The organism is Streptomyces sp. NBC_01352 (assembly GCF_036237295.1).
GTDB classification, from domain to species: Bacteria; Actinomycetota; Actinomycetes; order Streptomycetales; family Streptomycetaceae; genus Streptomyces; species Streptomyces plumbiresistens.
Map to the genome: position 1 here is coordinate 6,630,091 of NZ_CP108354.1, position 22,741 is coordinate 6,652,831.

23 protein-coding genes are annotated in these 22,741 nt (G+C 70.4%); 15 read left to right on the plus strand and 8 right to left on the minus strand.

The window, feature by feature from the left end:
• Positions 1 to 19 precede the first annotated feature (19 nt).
• Entirely contained in the window at positions 20 to 1,432 is a 1,413-nt protein-coding gene (locus OG252_RS30850; RefSeq protein WP_266438916.1) for a tetratricopeptide repeat protein, read from the minus strand.
• A 92-nt stretch (positions 1,433 to 1,524) separates the two neighbouring features.
• Between OG252_RS30850 and OG252_RS30855 the strand changes: the two genes are divergently transcribed.
• Positions 1,525 to 2,940, plus strand: a complete 1,416-nt coding sequence (locus OG252_RS30855) for an FAD-binding oxidoreductase (protein ID WP_266438918.1) — start codon at positions 1,525 to 1,527, stop codon at positions 2,938 to 2,940.
• A 31-nt stretch (positions 2,941 to 2,971) separates the two neighbouring features.
• Here the strand turns inward: OG252_RS30855 and OG252_RS30860 are convergent, their stop codons facing one another.
• Positions 2,972 to 3,385 carry an SsgA family sporulation/cell division regulator gene (locus OG252_RS30860; RefSeq protein ID WP_266438921.1) on the minus strand — a complete coding sequence of 138 codons (414 nt, stop codon included), beginning with the start codon at positions 3,383 to 3,385 and terminating at the stop codon, positions 2,972 to 2,974.
• 228 nt (positions 3,386 to 3,613) lie between these two features.
• Here OG252_RS30860 and OG252_RS30865 point away from each other — a divergent pair, with 228 nt between their 5' ends.
• Both OG252_RS30865 and OG252_RS30870 read left to right on the plus strand, forming a co-directional pair.
• Complete coding sequence (locus OG252_RS30865; RefSeq protein ID WP_329340178.1) at positions 3,614 to 5,461, plus strand: RDD family protein; 1,848 nt, start codon at positions 3,614 to 3,616, stop codon at positions 5,459 to 5,461.
• An 89-nt stretch (positions 5,462 to 5,550) separates the two neighbouring features.
• Positions 5,551 to 6,216, plus strand: a complete 666-nt coding sequence (locus OG252_RS30870; protein ID WP_329340179.1) for an RDD family protein — start codon at positions 5,551 to 5,553, stop codon at positions 6,214 to 6,216.
• Positions 6,217 to 6,281: 65 nt separating this feature from the next.
• Here the strand turns inward: OG252_RS30870 and OG252_RS30875 are convergent, their stop codons facing one another.
• Entirely contained in the window at positions 6,282 to 6,584 is a 303-nt protein-coding gene (locus OG252_RS30875) for a hypothetical protein (RefSeq protein ID WP_266438928.1), read from the minus strand.
• Between the two features lie 335 nt (positions 6,585 to 6,919).
• Between OG252_RS30875 and OG252_RS30880 the strand changes: the two genes are divergently transcribed.
• Both OG252_RS30880 and OG252_RS30885 read left to right on the plus strand, forming a co-directional pair.
• On the plus strand, positions 6,920 to 9,265 hold the full coding sequence (locus tag OG252_RS30880; protein WP_329340181.1) for an immune inhibitor A domain-containing protein: 2,346 nt from the start codon (positions 6,920 to 6,922) through the stop codon (positions 9,263 to 9,265).
• A gap of 133 nt (positions 9,266 to 9,398) precedes the next feature.
• Positions 9,399 to 9,740: a hypothetical protein gene (locus tag OG252_RS30885; protein WP_329340183.1), complete on the plus strand. Its 342-nt coding sequence runs from the start codon at positions 9,399 to 9,401 to the stop codon at positions 9,738 to 9,740.
• 239 nt (positions 9,741 to 9,979) lie between these two features.
• Here the strand turns inward: OG252_RS30885 and OG252_RS30890 are convergent, their stop codons facing one another.
• Positions 9,980 to 10,567, minus strand: coding sequence for an isochorismatase family protein (locus tag OG252_RS30890; RefSeq protein ID WP_266438935.1), 588 nt, complete (start codon positions 10,565 to 10,567; stop codon positions 9,980 to 9,982).
• A 149-nt stretch (positions 10,568 to 10,716) separates the two neighbouring features.
• Positions 10,717 to 12,063 (minus strand): nicotinate phosphoribosyltransferase, encoded by a 1,347-nt coding sequence (locus OG252_RS30895; RefSeq protein WP_329340186.1) that lies wholly within the window; start codon positions 12,061 to 12,063, stop codon positions 10,717 to 10,719.
• Positions 12,064 to 12,129: 66 nt separating this feature from the next.
• Between OG252_RS30895 and clpS the strand changes: the two genes are divergently transcribed.
• From clpS to OG252_RS30935, 8 genes are all read left to right on the plus strand, one after another.
• Positions 12,130 to 12,438 carry an ATP-dependent Clp protease adapter ClpS gene (gene clpS, locus OG252_RS30900; RefSeq protein ID WP_053749283.1) on the plus strand — a complete coding sequence of 103 codons (309 nt, stop codon included), beginning with the start codon at positions 12,130 to 12,132 and terminating at the stop codon, positions 12,436 to 12,438.
• A gap of 58 nt (positions 12,439 to 12,496) precedes the next feature.
• Positions 12,497 to 13,099 (plus strand): DUF2017 domain-containing protein, encoded by a 603-nt coding sequence (locus OG252_RS30905; RefSeq protein ID WP_266438941.1) that lies wholly within the window; start codon positions 12,497 to 12,499, stop codon positions 13,097 to 13,099.
• A gap of 344 nt (positions 13,100 to 13,443) precedes the next feature.
• A complete protein-coding gene (locus OG252_RS30910; RefSeq protein WP_266438943.1) occupies positions 13,444 to 14,874 on the plus strand; it encodes an amino acid permease in 1,431 nt (476 codons plus the stop codon).
• A 75-nt stretch (positions 14,875 to 14,949) separates the two neighbouring features.
• The gene (locus OG252_RS30915) at positions 14,950 to 15,372 is read left to right on the plus strand and encodes a M67 family metallopeptidase (protein WP_329340189.1); all 423 of its coding nucleotides are present in this window, start codon (positions 14,950 to 14,952) and stop codon (positions 15,370 to 15,372) included.
• A gap of 36 nt (positions 15,373 to 15,408) precedes the next feature.
• Positions 15,409 to 16,473, plus strand: a complete 1,065-nt coding sequence (locus OG252_RS30920; RefSeq protein WP_329340191.1) for a LacI family DNA-binding transcriptional regulator — start codon at positions 15,409 to 15,411, stop codon at positions 16,471 to 16,473.
• Positions 16,474 to 16,585: 112 nt separating this feature from the next.
• The gene (locus OG252_RS30925) at positions 16,586 to 16,681 is read left to right on the plus strand and encodes a putative leader peptide (RefSeq protein ID WP_019759525.1); all 96 of its coding nucleotides are present in this window, start codon (positions 16,586 to 16,588) and stop codon (positions 16,679 to 16,681) included.
• 114 nt (positions 16,682 to 16,795) lie between these two features.
• The gene (locus tag OG252_RS30930; protein WP_266438951.1) at positions 16,796 to 17,074 is read left to right on the plus strand and encodes a MoaD/ThiS family protein; all 279 of its coding nucleotides are present in this window, start codon (positions 16,796 to 16,798) and stop codon (positions 17,072 to 17,074) included.
• 14 nt (positions 17,075 to 17,088) lie between these two features.
• A complete protein-coding gene (locus OG252_RS30935) occupies positions 17,089 to 18,039 on the plus strand; it encodes a PLP-dependent cysteine synthase family protein (protein WP_266438953.1) in 951 nt (316 codons plus the stop codon).
• Positions 18,040 to 18,059: 20 nt separating this feature from the next.
• Here OG252_RS30935 and OG252_RS30940 read toward each other — a convergent pair whose 3' ends face one another.
• Positions 18,060 to 18,521 carry a type II toxin-antitoxin system PemK/MazF family toxin gene (locus OG252_RS30940; protein ID WP_266438955.1) on the minus strand — a complete coding sequence of 154 codons (462 nt, stop codon included), beginning with the start codon at positions 18,519 to 18,521 and terminating at the stop codon, positions 18,060 to 18,062.
• A gap of 212 nt (positions 18,522 to 18,733) precedes the next feature.
• Here OG252_RS30940 and OG252_RS30945 point away from each other — a divergent pair, with 212 nt between their 5' ends.
• Positions 18,734 to 19,486 carry an MBL fold metallo-hydrolase gene (locus tag OG252_RS30945; protein WP_266438958.1) on the plus strand — a complete coding sequence of 251 codons (753 nt, stop codon included), beginning with the start codon at positions 18,734 to 18,736 and terminating at the stop codon, positions 19,484 to 19,486.
• Positions 19,487 to 19,559: 73 nt separating this feature from the next.
• Here the strand turns inward: OG252_RS30945 and OG252_RS30950 are convergent, their stop codons facing one another.
• Complete coding sequence (locus OG252_RS30950) at positions 19,560 to 20,825, minus strand: PTS transporter subunit EIIC (protein WP_266438961.1); 1,266 nt, start codon at positions 20,823 to 20,825, stop codon at positions 19,560 to 19,562.
• Between the two features lie 166 nt (positions 20,826 to 20,991).
• A complete protein-coding gene (locus OG252_RS30955; protein WP_329340195.1) occupies positions 20,992 to 22,320 on the minus strand; it encodes a PTS transporter subunit EIIC in 1,329 nt (442 codons plus the stop codon).
• Positions 22,321 to 22,472: 152 nt separating this feature from the next.
• On the opposite strand from OG252_RS30955, the gene OG252_RS30960 reads away from it, so the two are divergent.
• Positions 22,473 to 22,706, plus strand: coding sequence for a PTS glucose/sucrose transporter subunit IIB (locus OG252_RS30960; RefSeq protein ID WP_266438963.1), 234 nt, complete (start codon positions 22,473 to 22,475; stop codon positions 22,704 to 22,706).
• The last annotated feature ends 35 nt before the right edge of the window (positions 22,707 to 22,741 follow it).

The following is a 22,741-nucleotide window of genomic DNA, read 5'->3' on the forward strand; positions in this document are numbered from 1 at the left end:
TATGCGGGAATGCGTGGAACTACCAGTTCTCCGGCACCTTCTCCACTGACGGCTCACCCAGCGCCGCCAGCGCAGCCCGAGCCGCCCGCACCCGCACAGCCGAGAAGTAGGGGTTGATCCGCAGGGCCTCCTCCAGGTGCCGCCGCGCGGGTCCGTGGCGGTCCAACTCCCGCTCGATCATGCCGCGGTGGTACATGTACAGCGCGCTGCGTACGCCACCCCCCTTGGCCCGGTCCGTCGCCGTCACGGCGAAGCGCAGCGCCTCTTCGTGGCGGCCGGCCCGGTGCAGCGCCCACCCCAGCGCGTCGGCCACCGCGATCCCCGGCTGGCGGGCCCACTCGGCTCGCAACCGCCGTACCGCCGCCCGGGGATCGCCGTGGTCGGCCTCGAACTGCCCGAGCACCAGCTCCTCGTCGGCCCCGCCCACGGCCGCACTCCGCACCCTCTCGCGCAGCAGGTCGTACTGCACCCGCGCGGCCTGTCCAAGCCGCAGCGACTCGTACAACTCGCCCAGTTCCAGGGCATATTGAGGGCAGGGCTGCTTGCTGAGGGCCATCCGGTACGCGTTCAGCGCCTCCGTCGTGCGGCCCAGCGCCGCGAGCGCCCGCCCCTGTCCGGCCAGCGCGGCCCGCTGGTCGGGGTCGATGCGCACCGCCTCCTGGAAGTGCCGCAGCGCGTCCTCGCGGTCGCCGCGCTCCCAGGCCAGCTGCCCGGCCCGCTCCAGATAGGCCGCCTGCTCGGCCGGCGCCTCGGCCCCGGCCGCCGCGTCCGCGAGGTGGGCGGCGGCGTCCTCACGCCGGCCCCGGTCGCGGTAGACGGCCGCGGCCCGCGCCTTCACGGCCGGCCCGGACCGCAGGTCCATCAGCCGCTCCAGGGCGGCATCGGCCGCCTTGTAGTCGCCGAGGCCGGTGTAGGCGTCGATCAGCAGCGGATACGTCGTCCACCGCCCGGGCTCCAGCTTCCGGGCGGCCTCGGCCCACGTCCGCGCCGCCCGGAAGTCCCGGCGCGCGTTCGCCAGGGCCGCGAGTCCGCCGAGGGCCTCGGTGTTGCCCTTGGCGGCGACCTTGAGCGAGGTCCGCAGCGCCTTGTCGGCCCTCGGGTAGTACGCGGGGTCCGCGGTCCGCCGTCCCTGCTCCACATAGGCCGACCCGAGCACCGCCCACGACAGCGCGTCCCTGGGGTGCGCCCGCAGATACGACGTCCGCTCGTCGATCAGCGCCGCCAGGTCGGGCAGCGCGGCCGGCACCCCGGCCGTGACCGCCGTCAGCGCCTGCGCCCCCGGGGCCGGCCCGGGAGCCCGCGTCGCCGTCCGCTCCCAGGGCAGCAGCATCAGCACACCGCCGAGCACGGCACACCCGGCGACGGAGGCGATCAGTACCCGCCTCCGCCCGGACGAGCGTGGCTGCGCGGGTGCCTCCTCTTGGTTCTCCATGGCGCTCACTGTGCGTCAATACGACGACCACACCCCGGCACGCGGAGGCTGGTGTACATGGGGTTCACACCGATGGCCCCCGGTGCGACCCTGTGATCATGAGCCGTATCGAAGCGCCCCGCGACGAAGACATCGCAGCGACCGGCAACCTCGTCGACCGTCTGCTCGGCGGCCTCCCCGCCGAGACCGTCCTCACCGACCCGGACGTCACGGCCTCCTACGCCAACGACATGGCCAGCTTCTGCCCGGCCGGCGCCCCCGCGGTGGTCGTCCTGCCGCGCACGGTCGAACAGGTCCAGCACGTCATGCGCGTCGCCACCGAGCTGCGGATCCCGGTCGTCCCGCAGGGCGCCCGCACGGGCCTGTCGGGCGCGGCCAACGCCTCCGACGGCTGCATCGTGCTGTCCCTGACGAAGATGGACCGGATCCTGGAGATCAACCCGGTCGACCGCATCGCCGTCGTCGAACCGGGTGTCGTCAACGCCACGCTCTCCCGCGCGGTGGGCGAACACGGGCTCTACTACCCGCCCGACCCCTCCAGCTGGGAGATGTGCACGATCGGCGGCAACATCGGCACCGCCTCCGGCGGTCTGTGCTGCGTGAAGTACGGGGTGACGGCCGAGTACGTCCTCGGACTCGACGTCGTCCTCGCCGACGGGCGCCTGATGTCCACCGGCCGCCGCACGGCGAAGGGCGTCGCCGGATACGACCTCACCCGCCTCTTCGTCGGTTCCGAGGGCTCGCTCGGCATCGTCGTACGGGCGACCCTCGCCCTGCGGCCGCAGCCGCCCGAGCAGCTGGTGCTGGCCGCCGAGTTCGCGTCCGGGGCCGCCGCGTGCGACGCCGTGTGCCGGATCATGGCGGGCGGCCACGTGCCGTCCCTCCTCGAACTGATGGACCGTACGACGGTCAAGGCCGTCAACGACCTCGCGAACATGGGGCTCCCGGAGAGCACGGAAGCCCTGCTGCTGGCCGCGTTCGACACGACGGACCCGGCCGCCGACCTCGCCGCCCTCGGCGCGCTGTGCGAGGCCGCGGGCGCCACCCAGGTCGTCCCCGCCGACGACGCGGCCGAGTCCGAACTCCTCCTCCAGGCACGCCGGTTGTCTCTCACCGCCCTGGAGGCGGTCAAGGGCACGACGATGATCGACGACGTGTGCGTGCCCCGGTCGCGGCTCGCCGAGATGCTGGAGGGGACCGAGCGGATCGCCGAGAAGTACCAGCTCACCATCGGCGTCGTCGCCCACGCCGGCGACGGCAACACCCACCCGACCGTCTGCTTCGACGCCCAGGACCCCGACGAGTCCCGGCGCGCCCGCGAGTCCTTCGACGAGATCATGGCCCTCGGCCTGGAACTCGGCGGCACGATCACCGGCGAGCACGGCGTGGGCGTCCTGAAGAAGGAGTGGCTGGCCCGTGAGATCGGCCCGGTGGGCGTGGAGATGCAGCGGGCGATCAAGTCGGCGTTCGACCCGCTGGGCATCCTGAACCCGGGCAAGCTGTTCTGATCCCCGTTTCCCCGGCGTTCCCTCGGCACGGTCACTGGGCGAGCAACTGGTCGAGCGCCTCGTCGATACCGAGTTGCTCGCCCTCGGTCCCCGGGGGCACCACCCGCAGCGTCCGCTCCAGCCAGGCGGACACCTGGGGCGTCGGGGCCTCCAGGAGGGCGTCACCATCAGGTGAACTCAGCGCCATCAGGACGACGCTGCGCCCCGCGACCTTGGTCGGCCACACCCGTACGTCCCCGTGCCCGCACGGCCGGAACACCCCCTCCACGAGGAGCTCGCGGGCGAACGTCCAGTGCACCGGGTGGTCGGAGTTGATGTGGAAGGCGATGTGGATGGCGTACGGGTCGTCGGTGTGGTAGATCAACAGGGCCGGGACCGGGATGCCGCGCTCCGGCGACAGGATGAGCCTGAGCTCCAACTCGCGCTCCACAACGGTGTAGTGCATGGTGTGTTTCCTCTCTCGCGCCTCGTGCACGGGACCCGCGGTGGGCCCGTACGAGTGGAGAGGGGGCGGGGCCGGAAGCATTACGCGGGTTCGCGGAACTTTTTTCCCGGCAGCGTCACGAGGGTGCTCAAATGGAGTGGGTCCGGTGGGACTGGCGGTGCTTGTTGCGCCGGTCTGATAGATGTGGAGGCCCCCATTTGACCCCCGAGCAGATACGGGACGACGGACATGAGCGCCCCAACCCCGGCACCCGGTGACGACAGGCCCCGCGACGGGTATTACCCGGACCCGTCCATTCCCGGATATGTCCGGTACTGGAACGGTGCCTCCTGGGTTCCCGGCACCAGCCGCCCGGCCCCCGCGGACGGCGAACCGCTCGCCCCACCGCCGGGCGCCCGGGCCGCGTCCGGTCCCGGAGCGGCTCCGGTCGAGGAGACGGGCCCGCACTTCTTCGACGAGGACCCGGCCGACGCCTCCGGCCCCGCCTCGGCGGGCGACGCCCAGCACGGCAGCCGGCCCGAGCCCGCGTCCGCCTGGGGCGCCGACCGTTCCCGCCAGTCGGGCTTCGGCGGCGACCAGGACCGCCGGGTCTCCTGGGGCTCGCCGCAGGGCGCTCCCCAGGGTGCCCAGGGGCAGGGTGGCGACCCCCGGCTGCCGCGTCCCGCGCAGCCCGGTGACGGCCCGGCCCAGCCGGACGGCCGCTCCGCCCGCACGGACGGCTCGGCGACGATTCCGCCCGCCGAGCCGGACCAGGGCGACGTCGCCTCCGGCAACACGTTCGTCTTCCGCCGGGCCACAGCGGGGCCCGCGGGACCGGCGGCCGACGGCTCCGGCCCGGGCACCACAGGCCGTACGGCCCCGGCGGCTCCCGGCGTCCCGGGCCCCGGCGACCCCCGCGACGACGAGGGCACCATGACCTTCCGCGCGCTCTCCCCGCGCACGGCACAGCAGAGCGGGGCGGCGGGGGCGCAGCGGGGGAGCACGGGCGGGGCGGCAGCCGGCGCGGAGGCGGCAGGCCTGCGGCCGCAGCCCGCGCCCGGGGCCGACGACCAGCACTCGGCGGGCGCAGGGGCCGGGCAGGCCGGCGGCGCGGGCACGCCGGGCTTCGGCGCCCGGCCCACGACCGGACCGGCCGCCGCGAGCGGCTCGGCCGGAGCCCCCTCGCAGGGCTACGGCCCCCAGTCCGCCCCCGCCGGGCAGCCCGCGTCTCCCGACGCCCCCGGCTTCGCCGCCGGAAAGGCCGCCGCATCCCGGGCCTCGGCGGCGCAGGGGCACCAGGCACAGGGGCAGGCCGGGCCCGGGGGAGCCGCAGCCGCCCCCGCCGCCCTCTCCGGCCCCCAGCAGACGCCCCCGGCGTCCCCGGCGTCCGGCCCGCAGCAGGCCGCCCCGAGCGTGCCCCAGCAGCCCGGCGCACCGCAGCCGCAGCCCGCCGCCTCCGGCGGCACGCCGATGGCGAGCGGCGCCGGTGGCGGCCAGCCCTCCTGGGCGCAGCAGGTGCACCGGCTCGCGGGCGCGTCCGACGAGGAGCAGCCGGTCGCGCCCTGGAAGCCGCCGGTGGAGGACATCTTCCAGGCCGCCGCCCGGCGTCAGGCGTCCGCCCGCCCCGCGGGCCTCGGCAAGCGGCTGGCCGCCCGTCTGGTGGACACCCTGGTTCTCGCGGCCGTCACCGCCGGGGCCGCCGTACCGCTCGGCACCAAGGCGATCGACCACGTCAACGAGAAGATCGACGCGGCCAAGCTGTCCGGTGAGACCGTCACGGTCTGGCTGCTCGACGGCACGACGTCGGTCTACCTCGGCATCATCCTCGCCGTCCTGCTGCTCTTCGGCGTCCTCTACGAGGCGCTGCCCACCGCCAAGTGGGGCCGCACCCTCGGCAAGAAGCTGCTCGGCCTGGAGGTGCGGGACATCGAGGGCGGCGAGCCGCCGACCTTCGGCGGGGCCCTGCGCCGCTGGCTGGTCTACAGTGTGCCCGGCCTGCTCGGCATCGGGCTCGTGGGCGTCGCGTGGGGCCTGTTCGACCGGCCGTGGCACCAGTGCTGGCACGACAAGGCGGCGCATACGTTCGTGGCGGGCTGACGGCGTACAGCGGACGGCGTACACGATTCGGTAGCCCGGACGGCCGCTCGCCGGATGCGGAACGGGAGGGTTCACGGTCGACTCGGGCCATGAGCAGCGAACCGCCTCCCGGCTCCGGTCAGCAGCCACCGGAAGACGACCCGTTCAGGAAGCAGCCCCCTCCGGCCGAGGGCTCGGGATCGCCGTACGGCGATCAGCCCCCGTACGGCAGCCAGCCCCCGCCTTACCAGGGCGGCGGTGACCCCTACGGGGGAGGTGGCGCCCCGTACGGCGGCGGTGGCGGGTATCCCGGCGATCCGCTGGCCGGCATGCCCCCGCTCGCCGAGAGCGGCCGGCGCACGCTCGCCCGGATCATCGACATGATCCTCGTGGGCATCGTCGTCTGGCTGCTCACGTGGGGTTTCGGCGTCAACGAGTACAACGTGGACGGCGACGACGTGGAGTACGGCAAGTCGCTCGGTCAGTCGCTGGTCGCGGCCCTGCTCTACATCGGCTACGACACCTTCATGATCGTCAAGTCGGGGCAGACGCTCGGCAAGAAGTGGCTGGGCATGCGGGTGGCCAACCTGGACAACGGGGCCACACCGTCCATGCAGAGCACGCTGACCCGCTCCGCGGTGCTGTGGATCCCGTTCGCGTTCTGCTGCGCCTGTATCTGGACCGCGATCTCGGGCGGCTGGAGCTACTTCGACAAGCCCTACAAGCAGGGCCTGCACGACAAGGCGGCGAAGACGGTGGTGGTCAGGACCACCTGACCACCGACCACAGAAGTGTCGATCAGAGAAGACTCGACCGGAGAGGTCTCGACAGAAGGCTTACGTCAGGACGCAGCGCGCTCGTGCACGGGCTGTTCGGATGCCAGCGAGGCGACCGAGGCCGGTACGGGCGCCTGTGCCGTTTCCGTGGCGGGGCGGTGTACCGCGACCACGCGGGGCTTGTGCACCGGTACGGTCATCGCCACCAGCAGCCCGAGGACGAGCGCCGAGAAGGCGATGATCGCGATCCCCACACCTGAACTCGTCTGTGACAGCAGCAGCATGGCGAGCGTCGAGAAAATCACGGTGCACGAACCGTAGGCGAGCTGTGCGGCCGTCGGGCGAGGCGTGACAGTCGGACGAGGCATGTCAATCGTGTCCTCGGAAGTGGGGTCCACGGGGGGTGTCGGCCTGGCTTTCCGCCGTATTCCGGGCGTTCCGCCAATCGACTCTAATCGCCTGCATGCCCGAGTGGAACGAACGGTAAGCGTGACCTGACCAACAGTGCCGGAGCACGGGGGGCGCACGGAGTCATGACGTCCAGCAAGTGGACGGACTCGCGCGCCTGTTCGGCACTCCGTCATGTGTCCGCAATGTGAACTGGGTCTCCGCATAGTGCAATTGGCGTGCTCAAGTCAAGGTCTGTCTTTTCTCCCCAACCTTTAGTCGAATACCGGCACTTGACCAATGGGGAGAGACTGAAGTGACCAGTAGACCCTGGCAGCTCAGAGCCGCCGCGACCGTGGTGGCGCTCGCCGCCGCCACCGCCACCATCTCCACCTTCGCGGTGGCGCAGGCCGATCCGGCCGCCGCACCCGCCACCGCCGACGGGCACGACCCGCAGCCGGCGAAGAGCAGGGAGCACGACCTCGACGGCCCCCTGTCCAAGACGCAGGAGGCCCAGCGCAAGGAAGCACTCGACCAGGTCATATCCGGCGCCGCCACGGTCAAGGACCGGGACGGCTCGAAGGTCGTCAGGCTCGACGGCTCCAAGGGCAAGGACAAGTACGTCGAGCTCGGCCGCGAGAAGACCGACAAGATCTTCACGATCCTCGTCGAGTTCGGCGACCAGATCGACAGCCGCTACGGCGGCACGGTCGGCCCGCTGCACAACGAGATAGCCGAGCCCGACCGCGCGGTGGACAACAGCACGGCCTGGCAGGCGGACTACAACCAGGCGCACTTCCAGGACCTGTACTTCGGCACCGGCAAGAACACCGAGTCCCTCAAGAAGTACTACGAGAAGCAGTCCTCGGGCCGCTACTCGGTCGAGGGCGAGGTCACCGACTGGGTCAAGGTCCCCTACAACGAGGCCCGTTACGGCTCCAACGACGCCGCCACCGGCGCCTGGTACGCGGTGCAGGACGGCGTCAACGCCTGGGTCGCCGAGCGCGAGGCCGCCGGAGCCACCGCCGCCGAGATCAAGGCGGAGCTGGCCGAGTTCGACCAGTGGGACCGCTACGACTTCGACGCCGACGGCGACTTCAACGAGTCCGACGGCTACATCGACCACTTCCAGATCGTGCACGCCGGTGAGGACGAGTCCGCCGGCGGCGGCGCCCAGGGCGCGGACGCGATCTGGGCCCACCGCTGGTACGCCTTCGGCACCGACGCCGGCTCCACCGGCCCCGACACCAACAAGCTCGGCGGCGCCCAGATCGGCGACACCGGCATCTGGGTCGGCGACTACACCATCCAGCCGGAGAACGGCGGCCTGGGCGTCTACGCCCACGAGTACGGCCACGACCTCGGCCTGCCCGACGAGTACGACACCTCCGGCGGCGGCGAGAACTCCACCGGCTTCTGGACCCTGATGTCGTCCGGCTCCTGGCTCGGCACCGGCAAGGACTCCATCGGCGACCTGCCCGGCGACATGAACGCCTGGGACAAGCTGCAACTGGGCTGGCTGGACTACGACGTGGCCAAGGCCGGCACCAAGTCCACCCACACGCTGGGCGTCGCGGAGTACAACACCAAGAACCCGCAGGCCCTCATCGTGCAGTTGCCCGACAAGAAGGTCACCACCGAGGTGGTCACCCCGGCCCAGGGCGCCACCCAGTGGTGGAGCGGCAGCGGCGACAACCTCCGCAACACCCTGGCCCGTACGGTCGACCTGACCGGCAAGGCGTCGGCGGCGCTGACCCTCGACGGCTGGTGGGACATCGAGGCCGACTACGACTACCTCTACACCGAGGTCTCCACCGACGGCGGCACCAACTGGACGCCGATCGACGGCACTCTGGCCGACGGCACCGCCGTCCCGCGCGACGGCAGCGGCAAGCCCGCCCTCACCGGCACGGTGGACGCCTACCAGAAGCTGACCTACCCGCTGGACGCCTACGCGGGCCAAAAGGTCGACCTGCGCTTCCGCTACGCCACCGACGGCGGCGTGGCCCAGAAGGGCTTCGCGGCCGACCAGATCACGGTGACCGCAGACGGCGCGGCCCTGTTCTCCGACACCGCCGAGTCCGCGGACGCGGCCTGGACGGCGAACGGCTTCTCCCGCATCGGCGCGTCCATCACCGACGACTACGCGCAGTACTACATCGCCGAGAACCGCCAGTACGTGTCGTACGACAAGACCCTCAAGGTCGGCCCGTACAACTTCGGCTTCTCGACGACCCGTCCGGACTGGGTGGAGCACTACGCCTACCAGAACGGCCTGTTGATCTGGAAGTGGGACACCTCCCAGGCCGACGACAACACCAGCCAGCACCCCGGTGAGGGTCTGATCCTGCCGGTCGACTCCCACCCGACGCCGCTGAAGTGGTCGGACGGTTCGCTGATGCGCAACCGCATCCAGTCCTTCGACTCGACCTTCAGCTGGTACCCGACGGACGCGCTCACGCTCCACAACGCGGGCGTCGCCACGAAGATCAAGTCGCGTCCCGGAGTCCCGGTCTTCGACGACGGCACGTCGACGTACTACGACGAGTCGACCCCGCTCGCGGGCGTCAGGGTCACTGACACCGACACCCGGATCAAGATCGTCAAGGAGCCGCTGAGCGGCTCGACGATCACGCTCCAGGTCGGACCGTCCGCGAAGTAGACAGTATTTTCGCAGGTCAGAAGCGTATCGGCGGTGACCCCCTGGCGGGTTGCCGCCGATCGTGTTTAGGTGCGTCCTGTGGTTCTCTTATTGACACCGATGTTGACGCCGACTCGCACGGGGGTGTGACCGCATGGCCGCAGGAGGTTTCTGCAAGCTGCCGACCGGCAGCGTGGTGGTGGCATTGAACCTGCCCAGCCCCACCGCCGACGGCACGGGCAGTGTCCGCTTCCTCGTCCATGCCCAGAACCGTGCGCGCGCCCTGACCAGGCTCCGCAACCTCGGCATGCGGGCGGTCTACCTGCGTGGCAACGCCGCGCCGCCGACCCCCGACGAGATCACCGCGGTCCTGCACCATCCGGACGGCCTGATATGGCGTACGGCGCCTGACAACGCTGTCGGCGGACCGGAGCTCGTCCAGGAGCTCTGGCACCCGATCAGGGCGTTGCTCAGACGCCCCCCGGCCCCGGCGTGACCCCGCCGGGCTGCGCGGGGCTGCGCGGGCTCCAGGGCCTGTTGCGAAAGTGGCGCCTGCCGCGCGACGCCCGGCACGCTCCCCCACTGCCTTGAGGGCGTGGGCGGTGCCCCCACTCGCCGCACCGCCCGAAAGCCCGAGTACGCCCGGTACGAGGGCTTCCGGGCGGCACGCCGAGAGCACGCACCGGACGCCGCGCGGCCGCCCTTCGGGCGACGACGCCACTTTCGCAACAGGCCCTAGACGACCGGCTTCCCGGTCAGCTCCACGCCGGCCGCGCGCAGCTCCTCGACGGCCCGCTCGGTGGTCTCCTCGGCCACCCCGGCCGTGAGGTCCAGCAGCACCTGCGTACGGAAGCCCTCGCGGGCCGCGTCCAGGGCGGTGGCGCGCACGCAGTGGTCGGTCGCGATGCCGACGACGTCGACCTCCTCGACCTGCCGGGCGCGCAGCCAGTCGGCGAGTGTCACGCCGTTCTCGTCGGCGCCCTCGAAGCCGCTGTAGGCGGCCGCGTACGCGCCCTTGTCGAAGACGGCGTCGACCGCGCCGGAGGCGACGGCCGGGGCGAAGTTCGGGTGGAAGCCGACGCCCTCGGTGCCGGCGACGCAGTGCGCGGGCCAGGAGTGGGCGTAGTCGGGGTTGTCGGCGAAGTGGCCGCCGGGGGCGATGTGGTGGTCGCGGGTGGCCACCACGTGCTGGTAGCCGGAGCCGGCCGCCTGCCCGATCAGCTCGGTGACGGCGGCGGCCACATCGGCACCCCCGGCCACCGCGAGACTGCCCCCTTCGCAGAAGTCGTTCTGCACGTCAACGACGATCAAGGCGCGGCGCATGGTCGGTGTCCTTCGACTATGGGGTCGGGGTGGAGCAGGGGTGCGGGCCCGGCCGGTGAACCTCCGAGCCTACGGACTTGTGGGGCGGGACGGGAGGGGGCACGGCAGGGCGTGAAGCACGGCCCCCCCTTTGGATCCTGTGTCAGGCTCTAGCTACCCGAGCGCCCGTGCACGTACTCCGTCGGGATGACCGGTTCTCCGCGCGACAACTGCGTCGCCGACAGCGGCAGGTTGGCCCGGGCGGCCGCGTGCCGGTCGCGTACGACGTCCAGCGGCTCCCGCGCGACGACCTCGCCGGCCTTGACGAGCTCGACGAGCAGCTGCCGGTCGACGAGTTCGCCCGGCACCGCCCCGGTGCCGACGACCTCCGCCTCCGCGATCCCGTACTCGTCCAGGCGCCGCGCCGCCCACTTGCGGCCGCCGATGGACGTCTTGCCGCCGGACGACTTCTTCGCCACCGGCACCAGCGGGGCCTTGAGGTCGGCGGACTCGGCGCGGGCGACCAGCTTGTAGACCATCGAGCAGGTCGGGTGCCCGGAACCGGTCACCAACTGGGTGCCGACGCCGTACGCGTCCACGGGCGCCGCCGCGAGCGAGGCGATGGCGTACTCGTCCAGGTCGGAGGTCACGATGATCCGCGTGTCCGTCGCGCCCAGCTCGTCCAGCTGCTGCCGTACCCGGTACGCGACCAGCAGCAGGTCACCGGAGTCGATGCGCACCGCGCCCAGCTCGGGCCCGGCGACCTCGACGGCCGTACGGACGGCCTCCGTGACGTCGTAGGTGTCCACCAGCAGCGTGGTGCCCCGGCCCAGCGAGTTCACCTGGGCCTGGAAGGCGTCCTGTTCGTGGTCGTGGAGCAGGGTGAAGGCGTGCGCGCTCGTGCCCACCGTGGGGATGCCGTAGCGGAAGCCCGCCGCCAGGTCGGAGGTGGTGGTGAAGCCGCCGACGTACGCGGCGCGCGCGGCGGCGACCGCGGCCAGCTCGTGGGTGCGGCGGGCCCCCATCTCGATCAGGGGGCGCTCCCCGGCGGCCGAGGACATCCGGGAGGCGGCCGCGGCGATCGCCGAGTCGTGGTTGAGGATCGACAGGATCACGGTCTCCAGGAGCACGCACTCGGCGAAGGAGCCCTCGACCCGCATGATCGGCGAGCCCGGGAAGTACACCTCCCCCTCCGGATAGCCCCAGATGTCACCCGAGAAGCGGTACGAGGCGAGCCAGTCCAGGGTCTCGTCGTCGACGATGCCGCCCTCGCGCAGGAAGCCGAGGACGTCCGCGTCGAAACGGAAGTTCTCGACCGCGTCCAGCACTCGGCCGGTGCCCGCGACGACGCCGTAGCGCCGCCCCTCCGGCAGCCGCCGGGTGAAGACCTCGAACACGCTGCGCCGTTCGGCGGTACCCGCCTTCAGGGCGGCCTGCAGCATCGTGAGCTCGTACTGGTCCGTGAAGAGCGCTGTCGAGGGAACGTCCACCGGCAGCCCAAGGTCCGCTGTGTTCATGGCAAGAGATGCTACCCCCATTTGCGTCAGTGTGACGATTTGTGGCATGCGTGGCAGCATGGCCGTGTGACGTCACCCGCTCCCGTAGAGATCGAACGCACCGAGTCGGCGGAAGAGGTCTTCGCCGTCCCCGAGCCGGACGTCCCCTGGGTCACCATCGTCCACAACGACCCCGTCAACCTCATGAGCTATGTGACGTACGTCTTCCAGTCGTACTTCGGCTACTCCAAGGACAAGGCCACCAAGCTCATGCTCGACGTCCACCACAAGGGCCGGGCGGTCGTGTCCAGCGGCAGTCGCGAGGAGATGGAACGCGACGTGCAGGCGATGCACGGCTACGGCCTGTGGGCCACCCTCCAGCAGGACCGGAAGTGACCCACCGGAAGTGACCCGCCCCAGCCGCCCGCAGGACCGGAAGTAGCGATAACCCCTGATGCCAGGACAATTCGAACCGCTCCCCGGCGGCGGCGCGGCCGTCGCCCTCGACGACGTCGAGATCTCCATCATCCGGTCGCTGGCCGTCCAGCTCCTGGAGCTCATCGGCCCCGGCCCCGGCGAGGACGCCCCAGAGGACCCGCTCGCCGAGCTCTTCGCCGACGGCCCCAGCGAGCCGCCCTCCGATCCCGTCCTGATGCGTCTCTTCCCGGACGCCTACAGCGACCCCGAGGGCACCCCGGGCCCCAAGGAGGCCGAGGAACAGCGGGCGTACTCCTCCGAGTTCCGCCGCTACACCGAGAACGACCTGCGGGCCGGCAAGCGTGAGAACGCCCTCGCGGTGATCCGCGCCCTGGACGAGCTCAACGCCGCGGGCGAGGGCGGGGCGGTTCTCAAGCTGTCCCCGGAGCAGTCCCAGCAGTGGCTCGGCGCCCTCAACGACCTGCGCCTGGCGATCGGCTCCCGGCTGGACATCACGGACGAAGAGGACACGGACCTCCTCTACCGTCTGCCGGACGAGGACCCCCGCAAGCCGATGGTCATGGCGTATCTGTGGCTGGGCGGGCTCCAGGAGACCCTCGTTTCGACACTCATGCCCTGACTTGTGACGGTTGTGTGTTCGCTCAGCGGACGCTCAAATCCGGATAACGATCGCGTCACCGTGACGGACACCTATGCCCCTCCAGGGTGGCTTTTGTCCAACTCTCCCTGTGTGCTGCGCCACACGTCGCTCAGGCGATCATCATTGCGGCCGTGATAAATCTTCACGACCGCCCGGCGAACACCACCCGAATGTTCGGCCGGGTGCGCCACCGAGCCGGCGGATCGCCGGCCAGGCACGAGCGGGCCCGCAAGGCCCGCTCAGCTCCATCAATCCGGGGGGATCGGAACCCGATCCGAGGCCGACGAGAGGCCCGGGTCGGCATGGAGGAAGGCGCACCACACATGACCTCAGCGCAGGTCGACACGGAGAAGACCCCCGAGGGAGAGGGGTACGAACGAGGGCTCGGCAGTCGCCAGGTCCAGATGATCGCGATCGGCGGCGCCATCGGCGTCGGACTCTTCCTGGGTGCCGGGGCGAACATCGCCAAGGCCGGACCCAGCCTCATCTTCATGTACGCCATCGCCGGCGTGATCATCTTCTTCATCATGCGGGCGCTCGGCGAGCTCCTGCTCTACCGCCCGGTCTCGGGCTCGTTCGCGGAGTACTCCCGCGAGTTCCTCGGCCCGTTCTTCGGCTACTTCACCGGCTGGACGTACTGGCTGATGTGGGTGGTCACCGGCATGGCCGAACTGACGGCCGCCGCGATCTACGTCAACTACTGGTTCCCGTCCATTCCGCAATGGGTGACGGCCCTGGTCTTCCTGGTGATCCTCTTCGGGGTCAACCTGATCTCCGTGAAGCTCTTCGGCGAGCTGGAGTTCTGGTTCTCGATGGTCAAGGTCACCGCCCTCATCGGCATGATCGTGATCGGCCTGGGCGTCCTCACCTTCGGCTTCAGCAGCGCCGGCGACACCGCGGCCGTCTCCAACCTCTGGGCCTTCGACGGCTTCTTCCCCAAGGGCATCGGCTCGTCCCTGATGACCCTGCAGGGCGTCATGTTCGCCTACCTCGCCGTCGAACTGGTCGGCGTCACGGCCGGCGAGTCCGAGGATCCGGAGAAGACCCTCCCCAAGGCGATCAACACGCTGCCCTGGCGCATCGCGCTCTTCTACGTCGGTGCCCTCACCGTCATCCTGTGCGTGGTCAAGTGGACCGAGTTCGCACCAGGGGTGAGCCCCTTCGTCGAGGCCTTCGCGAAGATCGGCATCCCGGCGGGCGCGGGCATCGTCAACTTCGTCGTGCTGACCGCGGCCCTGTCCTCCTGCAACTCGGGCATGTACTCCACCGGCCGCATGCTGCGGAACCTGGCCGAGAGCGGTGAGGCCCCGGCCGTCTTCAAGAAGCTGTCCTCGACCAAGGCGCCGGCCTTCGGCATCACGGTCTCCGTCCTTTTCATGGGCGTCGGCGTGATCCTGAACTACATCGTCCCGGAGAAGGCCTTCGGCTACGTCGTCTCGGTCGCCACCGCGGCCGGCATCTGGACCTGGCTGATGATCCTGATCAGCCACGTCCTGTACCGCCGCGCGGTCGAGGCCGGCCGCCTGCCCGCCTCGCCCTTCCCGGCGCCGGGCGGCTCGAAGTGCAGTTACGTCGCGATCGCCTTCCTGCTCTTCGTCACCGGCCTGATCGCGTACGACGCCGACTCCCGCGTCTGCCTCTACGTGATGGCGGTCTGGGCCGCCGCCCTGGGCATCGGCTGGGCGATCCTGAAGAGCCGCAACCCGCGGATCGCGGACCGCGGCGGCGAGCCGGAGTTCGAGAAGATCGGCTGACCTCTCCGCTCACCATGTGGGCCGCCCGGTACCACCCCTCGGTACAGGGCGGCCCCTCTGCTTATCCTGGCCAGCATGCTGACCATCACCCAGGTCCTGTTCGACCAGATCGTCGCCCACGCGCGCGAGGACCACCCCGACGAGGCATGCGGCGTGGTCGCGGGCCCGGCGGGCACCGGCCGCCCCGAGCGCTTCATCCCGATGCTGAACGCCGCCCGCTCGCCCACCTTCTACGAGTTCGACTCGCAGGACCTGCTCAAGCTCTACCGCGAGATGGACGACCGCGACGAGGAGCCGGTGATCATCTACCACTCCCACACCGCGACCGAGGCCTACCCGTCCCGCACCGACATCTCCTACGCCAACGAGCCCGGCGCGCACTACGTCCTGGTCTCGACCGCGGACAGCGACGCGGCGGGCCCCTTCCAGTTCCGCTCCTTCCGGATCGTCGAGGGCGAGATCACCGAGGAGGAGATCAAGGTCGTCGAGGCATACTGAGCGTCGTACCCACCCGAGCAACTCGCCGTATCGGAGATGGTGTTGACGCAGCGGCCGACCCCACGGCGCCCCACCCTGGAGGACGTCGCCCGCCGGTCCGGCGTCTCGAAGTCCACGGTGTCCCGGGTGATCAACGACGAGCCCAAGGTGCGCGCCGAGGTCGTCGACCGCGTCCGGGAAGTGATCACCGAGCTCGGTTACGTACCGAACCAGGCCGCCCGCCAGCTGGTCACCCACCGCACCAACGCCGTCGCGGTCGTGGCCACCGAGCCCGACAACCGGCTCTTCCTCGACCCGTTCTTCGACTGCCTCCTGCGCGGCATCCGCCGGGAACTCGCCCGGCACGGCGCCCAGGCGGTCCTGCTCTTCCTGGACGAACCGGACGACTACGCGCGCGTGGCCGACTACCTCGGCGGCGGCCACGTCGACGGAGCCGTCCTGTTCTCGCTGCGCCCCGGCGACCGGCTGCACGAGATGATCGAGCGGATCGGCCTGCCCGCCGTCTTCGGCGGCCGGCCGCTGCTGCGCGCCGGCGACACCGTGCACCGCCACGCCTACGTCGACGGCGACAACCGCGGGGGAGCCCGGCAGGCCGTCCGGCACCTGGTCTCGCTCGGCAGGAAACGCGTCGCGACCGTCACCGGCCCCCACGACCAGGAGACCTCCGCCGCCGACCGCCTCGCCGGCTACCGGGACGTCCTCCTCGACGCGCCGCCCGAGCTGACCGAGCGCGCCGACTACACCCGGCAGGGCGGCGCCGACGCCATGGCCGCCCTCCTGGACCGGTGCCCCGACCTGGACGCCGTGTTCGTCGCCTCGGACCTCATGGCCTCCGGCGCCCTGCAGACCCTGCGGGCACGCGGACGCCGGGTGCCCGAGGACGTCGCCGTCGTCGGCTTCGACGACCTGACCGACATCGCGGAGTCGACCGACCCGCCCCTGACCACGGTCCACCAGGACGTCGAGGGCATGGGACGCCTGATGGCCCGGCTGCTGTTCGACCGCACGGAGCGGGCCGACCGCACGGAGCGCACCGGCCGGACCGAGGCGCCGCCCTCCGTCGTCGTACCGACCCGGCTGGTCCTGCGCGACTCCGCCTGACCGGCCCCGCGCGGGCCCGCCTCAGCAGCGCGGTCTCATTCCCCGGCCGGAATCCGTCCGGCATGTGGGATCACATTCCGGGACCCCGACCGGGAATCGATACGATGAGCCCATGGTTTCCCACGACGTGAGCGAAAAGACGCCGGGCATGCTGCTCGTGGCGCGGCTGCACGTCGACCTGTGCAGGCTCGCCAGCGCCATCTGTTGACGCTGCCCTGCCGCCGTACGGCCGTGAGCCGCGGCGCCTGACCCGCACCACCCCCGCTGTACAGCGCTGCCGCGCGCCCACCGACCAGACACCTTCCGACAGGAGCCCTGAGCCATGGCCATCGAGGTCCGCATCCCGACCATCCTCCGCCAGTACACCGACGGCCAGAAGGCCGTGGAGGGCACCGGGGACACCCTCGCCGAGCTCTTCACCGACCTCGAGACCCGGCACACGGGCATCCAGGCCCGCATCGTGGACGGCGGCGAACTGCGCCGCTTCGTCAACGTCTACCTGAACGACGAGGACGTCCGCTTCCTCGACGGCATCAGCACCAAGCTCGCCGACGGCGACAGCATCACGATCCTGCCGGCCGTGGCCGGCGGCATGGTCTAAGGCCCGCTGCCCCCATGCGCTACGACTCCCCGCTGGCCGCGGTGGGCAACACCCCTCTGGTGCGCCTGCCGCGGCTCTCGCCGTCCGCCGACGTCCGTATCTGGGCGAAGCTGGAGGACCGCAACCCGACCGGCTCGGTCAAGGACCGCCCCGCCCTGCACATGATCGAGCAGGCGGAGAAGGACGGCCGCCTGACCCCCGGCTGCACGATCCTGGAACCGACGAGCGGCAACACGGGCATCTCCCTCGCCATGGCCGCCAAGCTCAAGGGCTACCGCATGGTCTGCGTGATGCCCGAGAACACCTCGCAGGAACGCCGTGACCTGCTCGGCATGTGGGGCGCCGAGATCATCCCGTCGCCCGCCGCGGGCGGCTCCAACACCGCCGTCCGGGTCGCCAAGGAGCTCTCCGCCGAGCACCCCGACTGGGTGATGCTCTACCAGTACGGCAACCCGGACAACGCGGGCGCCCACTACGCGACGACCGGCCCGGAGATCCTCACCGACCTCCCGTCCGTCACCCACTTCGTCGCCGGCCTCGGCACCACGGGCACCCTGATGGGCGTAGGCCGCTACCTCCGCGAGAACAAGCCGGACGTCAAGATCGTCGCCGCCGAGCCGCGCTACGACGACCTGGTCTACGGCCTCAGGAACCTCGACGAGGGCTTCGTACCGGAGCTGTACGACGCCTCCGTCCTCACCACCCGCTTCTCCGTCGGCTCGGCGGACGCGGTCACCCGCACCCGCGAGCTCCTCCAGCAGGAGGGCATCTTCGCGGGCGTCTCCACCGGCGCCGCGCTGCACGCGGCGATCGGCGTCGGCAACAAGGCTGTCAAGGCCGGCGAGAGCGCGGACATCGTGTTCGTCGTCGCCGACGGCGGCTGGAAGTACCTGTCCACGGGTGTCTACACGGCGGCCACCACGGAGGAGGCCATCGAGGCCCTCCAGGGCCAGCTCTGGGCGTAAGCCCCCGCCGGATCCGTTATTTACGTGGCGAGGTGACGGACCTGGTCCCACAGGACCGGGTCCACCACCCCCGCCCTGCGCCGGAACTCCCACACCGGCACCTCGCGCAGCTCGTCCGTCTCCAGGAAGCTCGCGCGCCCGTGTGCATCGCCCACCGCGCCCGGCGGCAACGGGATCACCCCGGCCCGCTCGTCGCGGTACTTGCTGGTGATCTTCGCGACGGTCGCCCGCTCCCCGTGCACCACCAGCACCAGACAGGGCCGGTCCTTACTCCCCGGCCCGTCCTCGTACGGCACGGTCGCCCACCAGATCTCCGCAGGCCGCGGACGTGTCCCCGGCCGCCCGCGGGGCCCCGTCGGACGCCCCGGCGGCCGGGTCCGCCGCCCCGCGGGACGCCGGCCGCGCCCCCAGCCGTCGACGAGCGTCGCGACCATCGCGAGCAGTACCACCGCCGCGAGCGCCAGCCACCAGGACGTATCCATGGGCATGACGTTACCGGCGCTCCAACGCCCGCGCGCCCTTCCGCACGCCGCGCACGCCCCGGGGCCAGCCGAACCGGTGACACCACAGGTGAGTTCGCCCACAACAGCCCCTGGTGGAGGAGCGACCATGAGTTTTGCGCCTTACGCTCGACGCACCGCACGACCCCCGTCTCCTTCCCAGAAAAGTTCCCGCCAGCGGAGGTTTCTGCTTTATGAAGCTCACCGTCGTCGGCTGCTCGGGGTCGTTCCCGTCCGCGGAATCGGCCTGCTCGAGCTACCTCGTCGAGGCCGACGGCTTCCGGCTGCTTCTCGACATGGGCAACGGTGCCCTTGGCGAGCTGCAGCGCCACTGCGGTCTCTACGACCTCGACGCGATCTTCCTCAGCCATCTGCACGCCGACCACTGCATCGACATGTGCGCGTACTTCGTCGCGCGCTACTACCGCCACGACGGCGGCCGCTGCGACCCGATCCCGGTCTACGGCCCCGAGGGCACCGAGCACCGCCTCACCACGGCCTACGCGGACACTCCCACCGCCTCCTCCATGAGCGAGGTCTTCGACTTCCACACGGTCAAGCCGTCCACCTTCGAGATCGGCCCGTTCACGGTCCACACCGAACGCGTGGCCCACCCCGTGGAGGCGTACGGCATCCGCGTCGAGCACGCCGGGAAGTCCCTGACGTACTCCGGCGACACCGGCATCAGCCCGGCCCTGGACGAACTCGCGCGCGACACCGACCTGTTCCTGTGCGAGGCCGCCTTCACGCACGGCAAGGAGAACATCCCCGACCTGCACCTCAACGGCCGCGAGGCGGGCGAGACGGCGAGCAGGGCAGGAGCCCGCCGCCTGGTCCTCACCCACATCCCCCCGTGGACCGACCCCCAGACCAACCTGGCCGACGCGCGCGCGGTGTACGACGGTCCGGTGGAACTGGCGGCGCCGAGGAAGTCGTACGAGATCTGACTCCCCGAACGACACGAGGCCCCCGGAGCTCGGCGCTCCGGGGGCCTTCCTGCGTGCGTGAGCGGCCTACGGCCTACTTGGCCTCCGCCTTCTGCAGCTCCGCCAGTTCCTCGTCGGACTCGCGGCCCGGTGTCGGCAGGTTGAACCTGATGATCGCGAAGCGGAAGACGACGTAGTAGACCACCGCGAAGCACAAGCCCACCACGGCCAGGCCGAGCGGGTTGGTCGCGATGCCCAGGTTCAGGGCGTAGTCCACCGCGCCGGCCGAGAAGCCGAAGCCGTCCTTCATGCCGAGCGCCCAGGTCAGGGCCATCGAGACACCGGTGAGCACCGCGTGGATCCCGTACAGGACCGGCGCGATGAACATGAACGTGAACTCGATCGGCTCGGTCACACCGGTGACGAACGACGTCAGCGCGAGGGAGAACATCATGCCGCCGACGACCTTGCGGCGCTCCGGACGGGCACAGTGCACGATCGCCAGACACGCGGCCGGCAGCGCGAACATCATGATCGGGAAGAAGCCGGTCATGAACTGGCCCGCCGTCGGGTCACCGGCCAGGAAGCGGCCGATGTCGCCGCTCTTGCCCTCGTACTCGCCCGCCTGGAACCACGGGAACGAGTTCAGCAGGTGGTGCATGCCGATCGGGATCAGCGCACGGTTGGCGACACCGAAGATGCCGGCGCCCACCGCGCCCGAACCGACCAGCCACTCGCCGAGGTTGTGCAGACCCGTGCCGAGGACCGGCCAGATGTATCCGAAGACGATGCCGATGACCAGGCCCGCGAAGGCCGACACGATCGGGACCAGACGACGGCCGCCGAAGAAGCCCGCCCAGTCCGGCAGCTTGGTCCGGTACAGCTTCTGGTACAGCAGGGCCACCACGATGCCCATCACCACACCGCCGAGGACCTTGGCGTCCACCGGCGCGTCCACCATGACGACCTTGCCGTCGACGGCCGTCGCCACCTTCGGCAGGTTCTTGTCGGTGAACGTGGCGAGCACGTTCTTGAAGACCAGGTAGCCGACCACGGCCGCGAGAGCCGTCGAGCCGTCCGACTTCTTGGCGAAGCCGATCGCGATGCCCACGGCGAACAGCAGCGCCATGTTGTCGAGGATCGCGTTGCCGCCGGCCGCCATGAAACCGGCGATCTTCGTGATGAACGCGGGGAACTCCGGGCGTCCCAGCATGTCGGTGTTGCCGAGGCGGACCAGGAGAGCGGCGGCGGGCAGGACGGCCACCGGCAGCATCAGGCTGCGGCCGATACGCTGCATGACAGCCATCACGCCCGCGCCCTTTTTCTTGTCGGCCGCGGGAGCGGCGCTGGCCGTGGTCACAAGTTCCTCCAGAGGGCATGGCGCCGCCCGGGGACATGGGAAGGGGGACGGCGGCTTCTCTTCGCCACGCGGAAACACCGCATGGTCTACACCACTCAGTGGTGTAGACCTGTTGTAGCACGGTGAAGGGCGGATAAGGAACCCGCGATTTTCTGTGACGAAACGGCTACGCCTTCGTCGTGTCCTCGACCTCCTCCTCCGGCTCCCTGCCCGGAGTCTTGAGATCGAACTTCGTGATCGCCACCCGGAAGATCACGTAGTACACGACCGCGAAGCACAGGCCGATCGGAATGATCGCCCACGGTCTCGTCGCCAGATTCCAGTTGATGACGTAGTCGATCAACCCGGCCGAGAAACTGAACCCGTCGTGCACCCCCAGCGCCCACGTCACCGCCATCGACACACCCGTCAGCAGCGCGTGCACCACGTACAACAGCGGCGCGACGAACAGGAACGAGTACTCGATCGGCTCGGTGATCCCCGTGACGAACGACGTCAGCGCCACCGACAGCATCAGACCGCCGACCTCTTTCCGACGGCCCGGCCTCGCACAGTGCGTGATCGCCAGCGCCGCCGCCGGCAGCGCGAACATCATGATCGGGAAGAAACCCGAGGTGAACTGACCCGCGTCCGGGTCACCCGCCAGGAACATGTTGATGTCGCCGTGCACCACCGAGCCGTCCGGCTTGGTGTACGTGCCGAACTGGAACCAGATGGGCACGTTCAGGAACTGGTGCAGCCCGATCACCAGCAGCGCACGGTTCGCCACCCCGAAGATGCCCGCACCCCACGCCTCCAGACCGTCCAGCCAGTCGCTGAAGTTCTCCAGGCCGTCACCGATCGGCGGCCACACCCACAGACACAGCGCCGCGAACCCGATCGCCACGAACGCCATGATGATCGGCACCAGCCGACGGCCATTGAAGAAACCGAGCCAGTCCACCAGCCTCGTACGGTGATACCGCTGCCAGAAGTACGCGGACATCAGCCCCATGACGATCCCGCCGAACACCCCCGGATTCTGGAACGTGAACGCCGTCACCGTGCCCTCGACCGTCGCCTGGCAACCGATGTCGGGAATGGCCTTCGCGCCTTCGGGACAGTCCTCCGGGAACTCCAGCAACACCGTGTAGTAGACGAGGAACCCCGTCACCGCCGCGAGCGCCGTCGAACCGTCCGACTTCTTCGCCATACCGATCGCCACACCGACACAGAAGAGCAGCGGCAACCCCAACTGACCGTCGAGCAGCGCACCACCCGCGCCCGCCATCACCTTCGACACGTTCGTCCAGCCGAGCCCGTCGTCCCCGAACACATCAGGCTGACCAAGACGATTGAGGATGCCCGCGGCCGGCAGCACCGCGATCGGGAGCTGAAGACTGCGCCCCATCTTCTGCAGCCCCTGGAACACGTTGTTCCAGCGAGCGCGCGCGGGACTCACCGCCGTATCGGCACCCCCGGCACCCCCGGCACCCCCGGCGTTCTCGGCACTCATGGTTTGGCGACCGCCTGTCAGGTGGTGTAGACCAGCTACGGACGATTTCGGTGCTGTGACGTCATCCTTCGGTACACGCGGCACGATCGCTCGCGAAGATGGGCCAACTGTGGGTTACTGCGACAAAGCGGTTCGGATCAGGGAGAAACAACATGGCCAGCAAGGCTGAGAAGATCGTTGCCGGGCTCGGCGGCATCGACAACATCGAAGAGGTCGAAGGCTGCATCACCCGCCTGCGCACCGAAGTCATCGACGCCGGCAAGGTCGACGAGGCCGCCCTGAAGGCCGCCGGCGCCCACGGCGTCGTCAAGATGGGCACCGCCATCCAGGTCGTCATCGGCACCGACGCCGACCCCATCGCCACGGAGATCGAAGACATGATGTGAGCCCGCCGGCTCACCGTTCACCGCTTCAGGGGTCC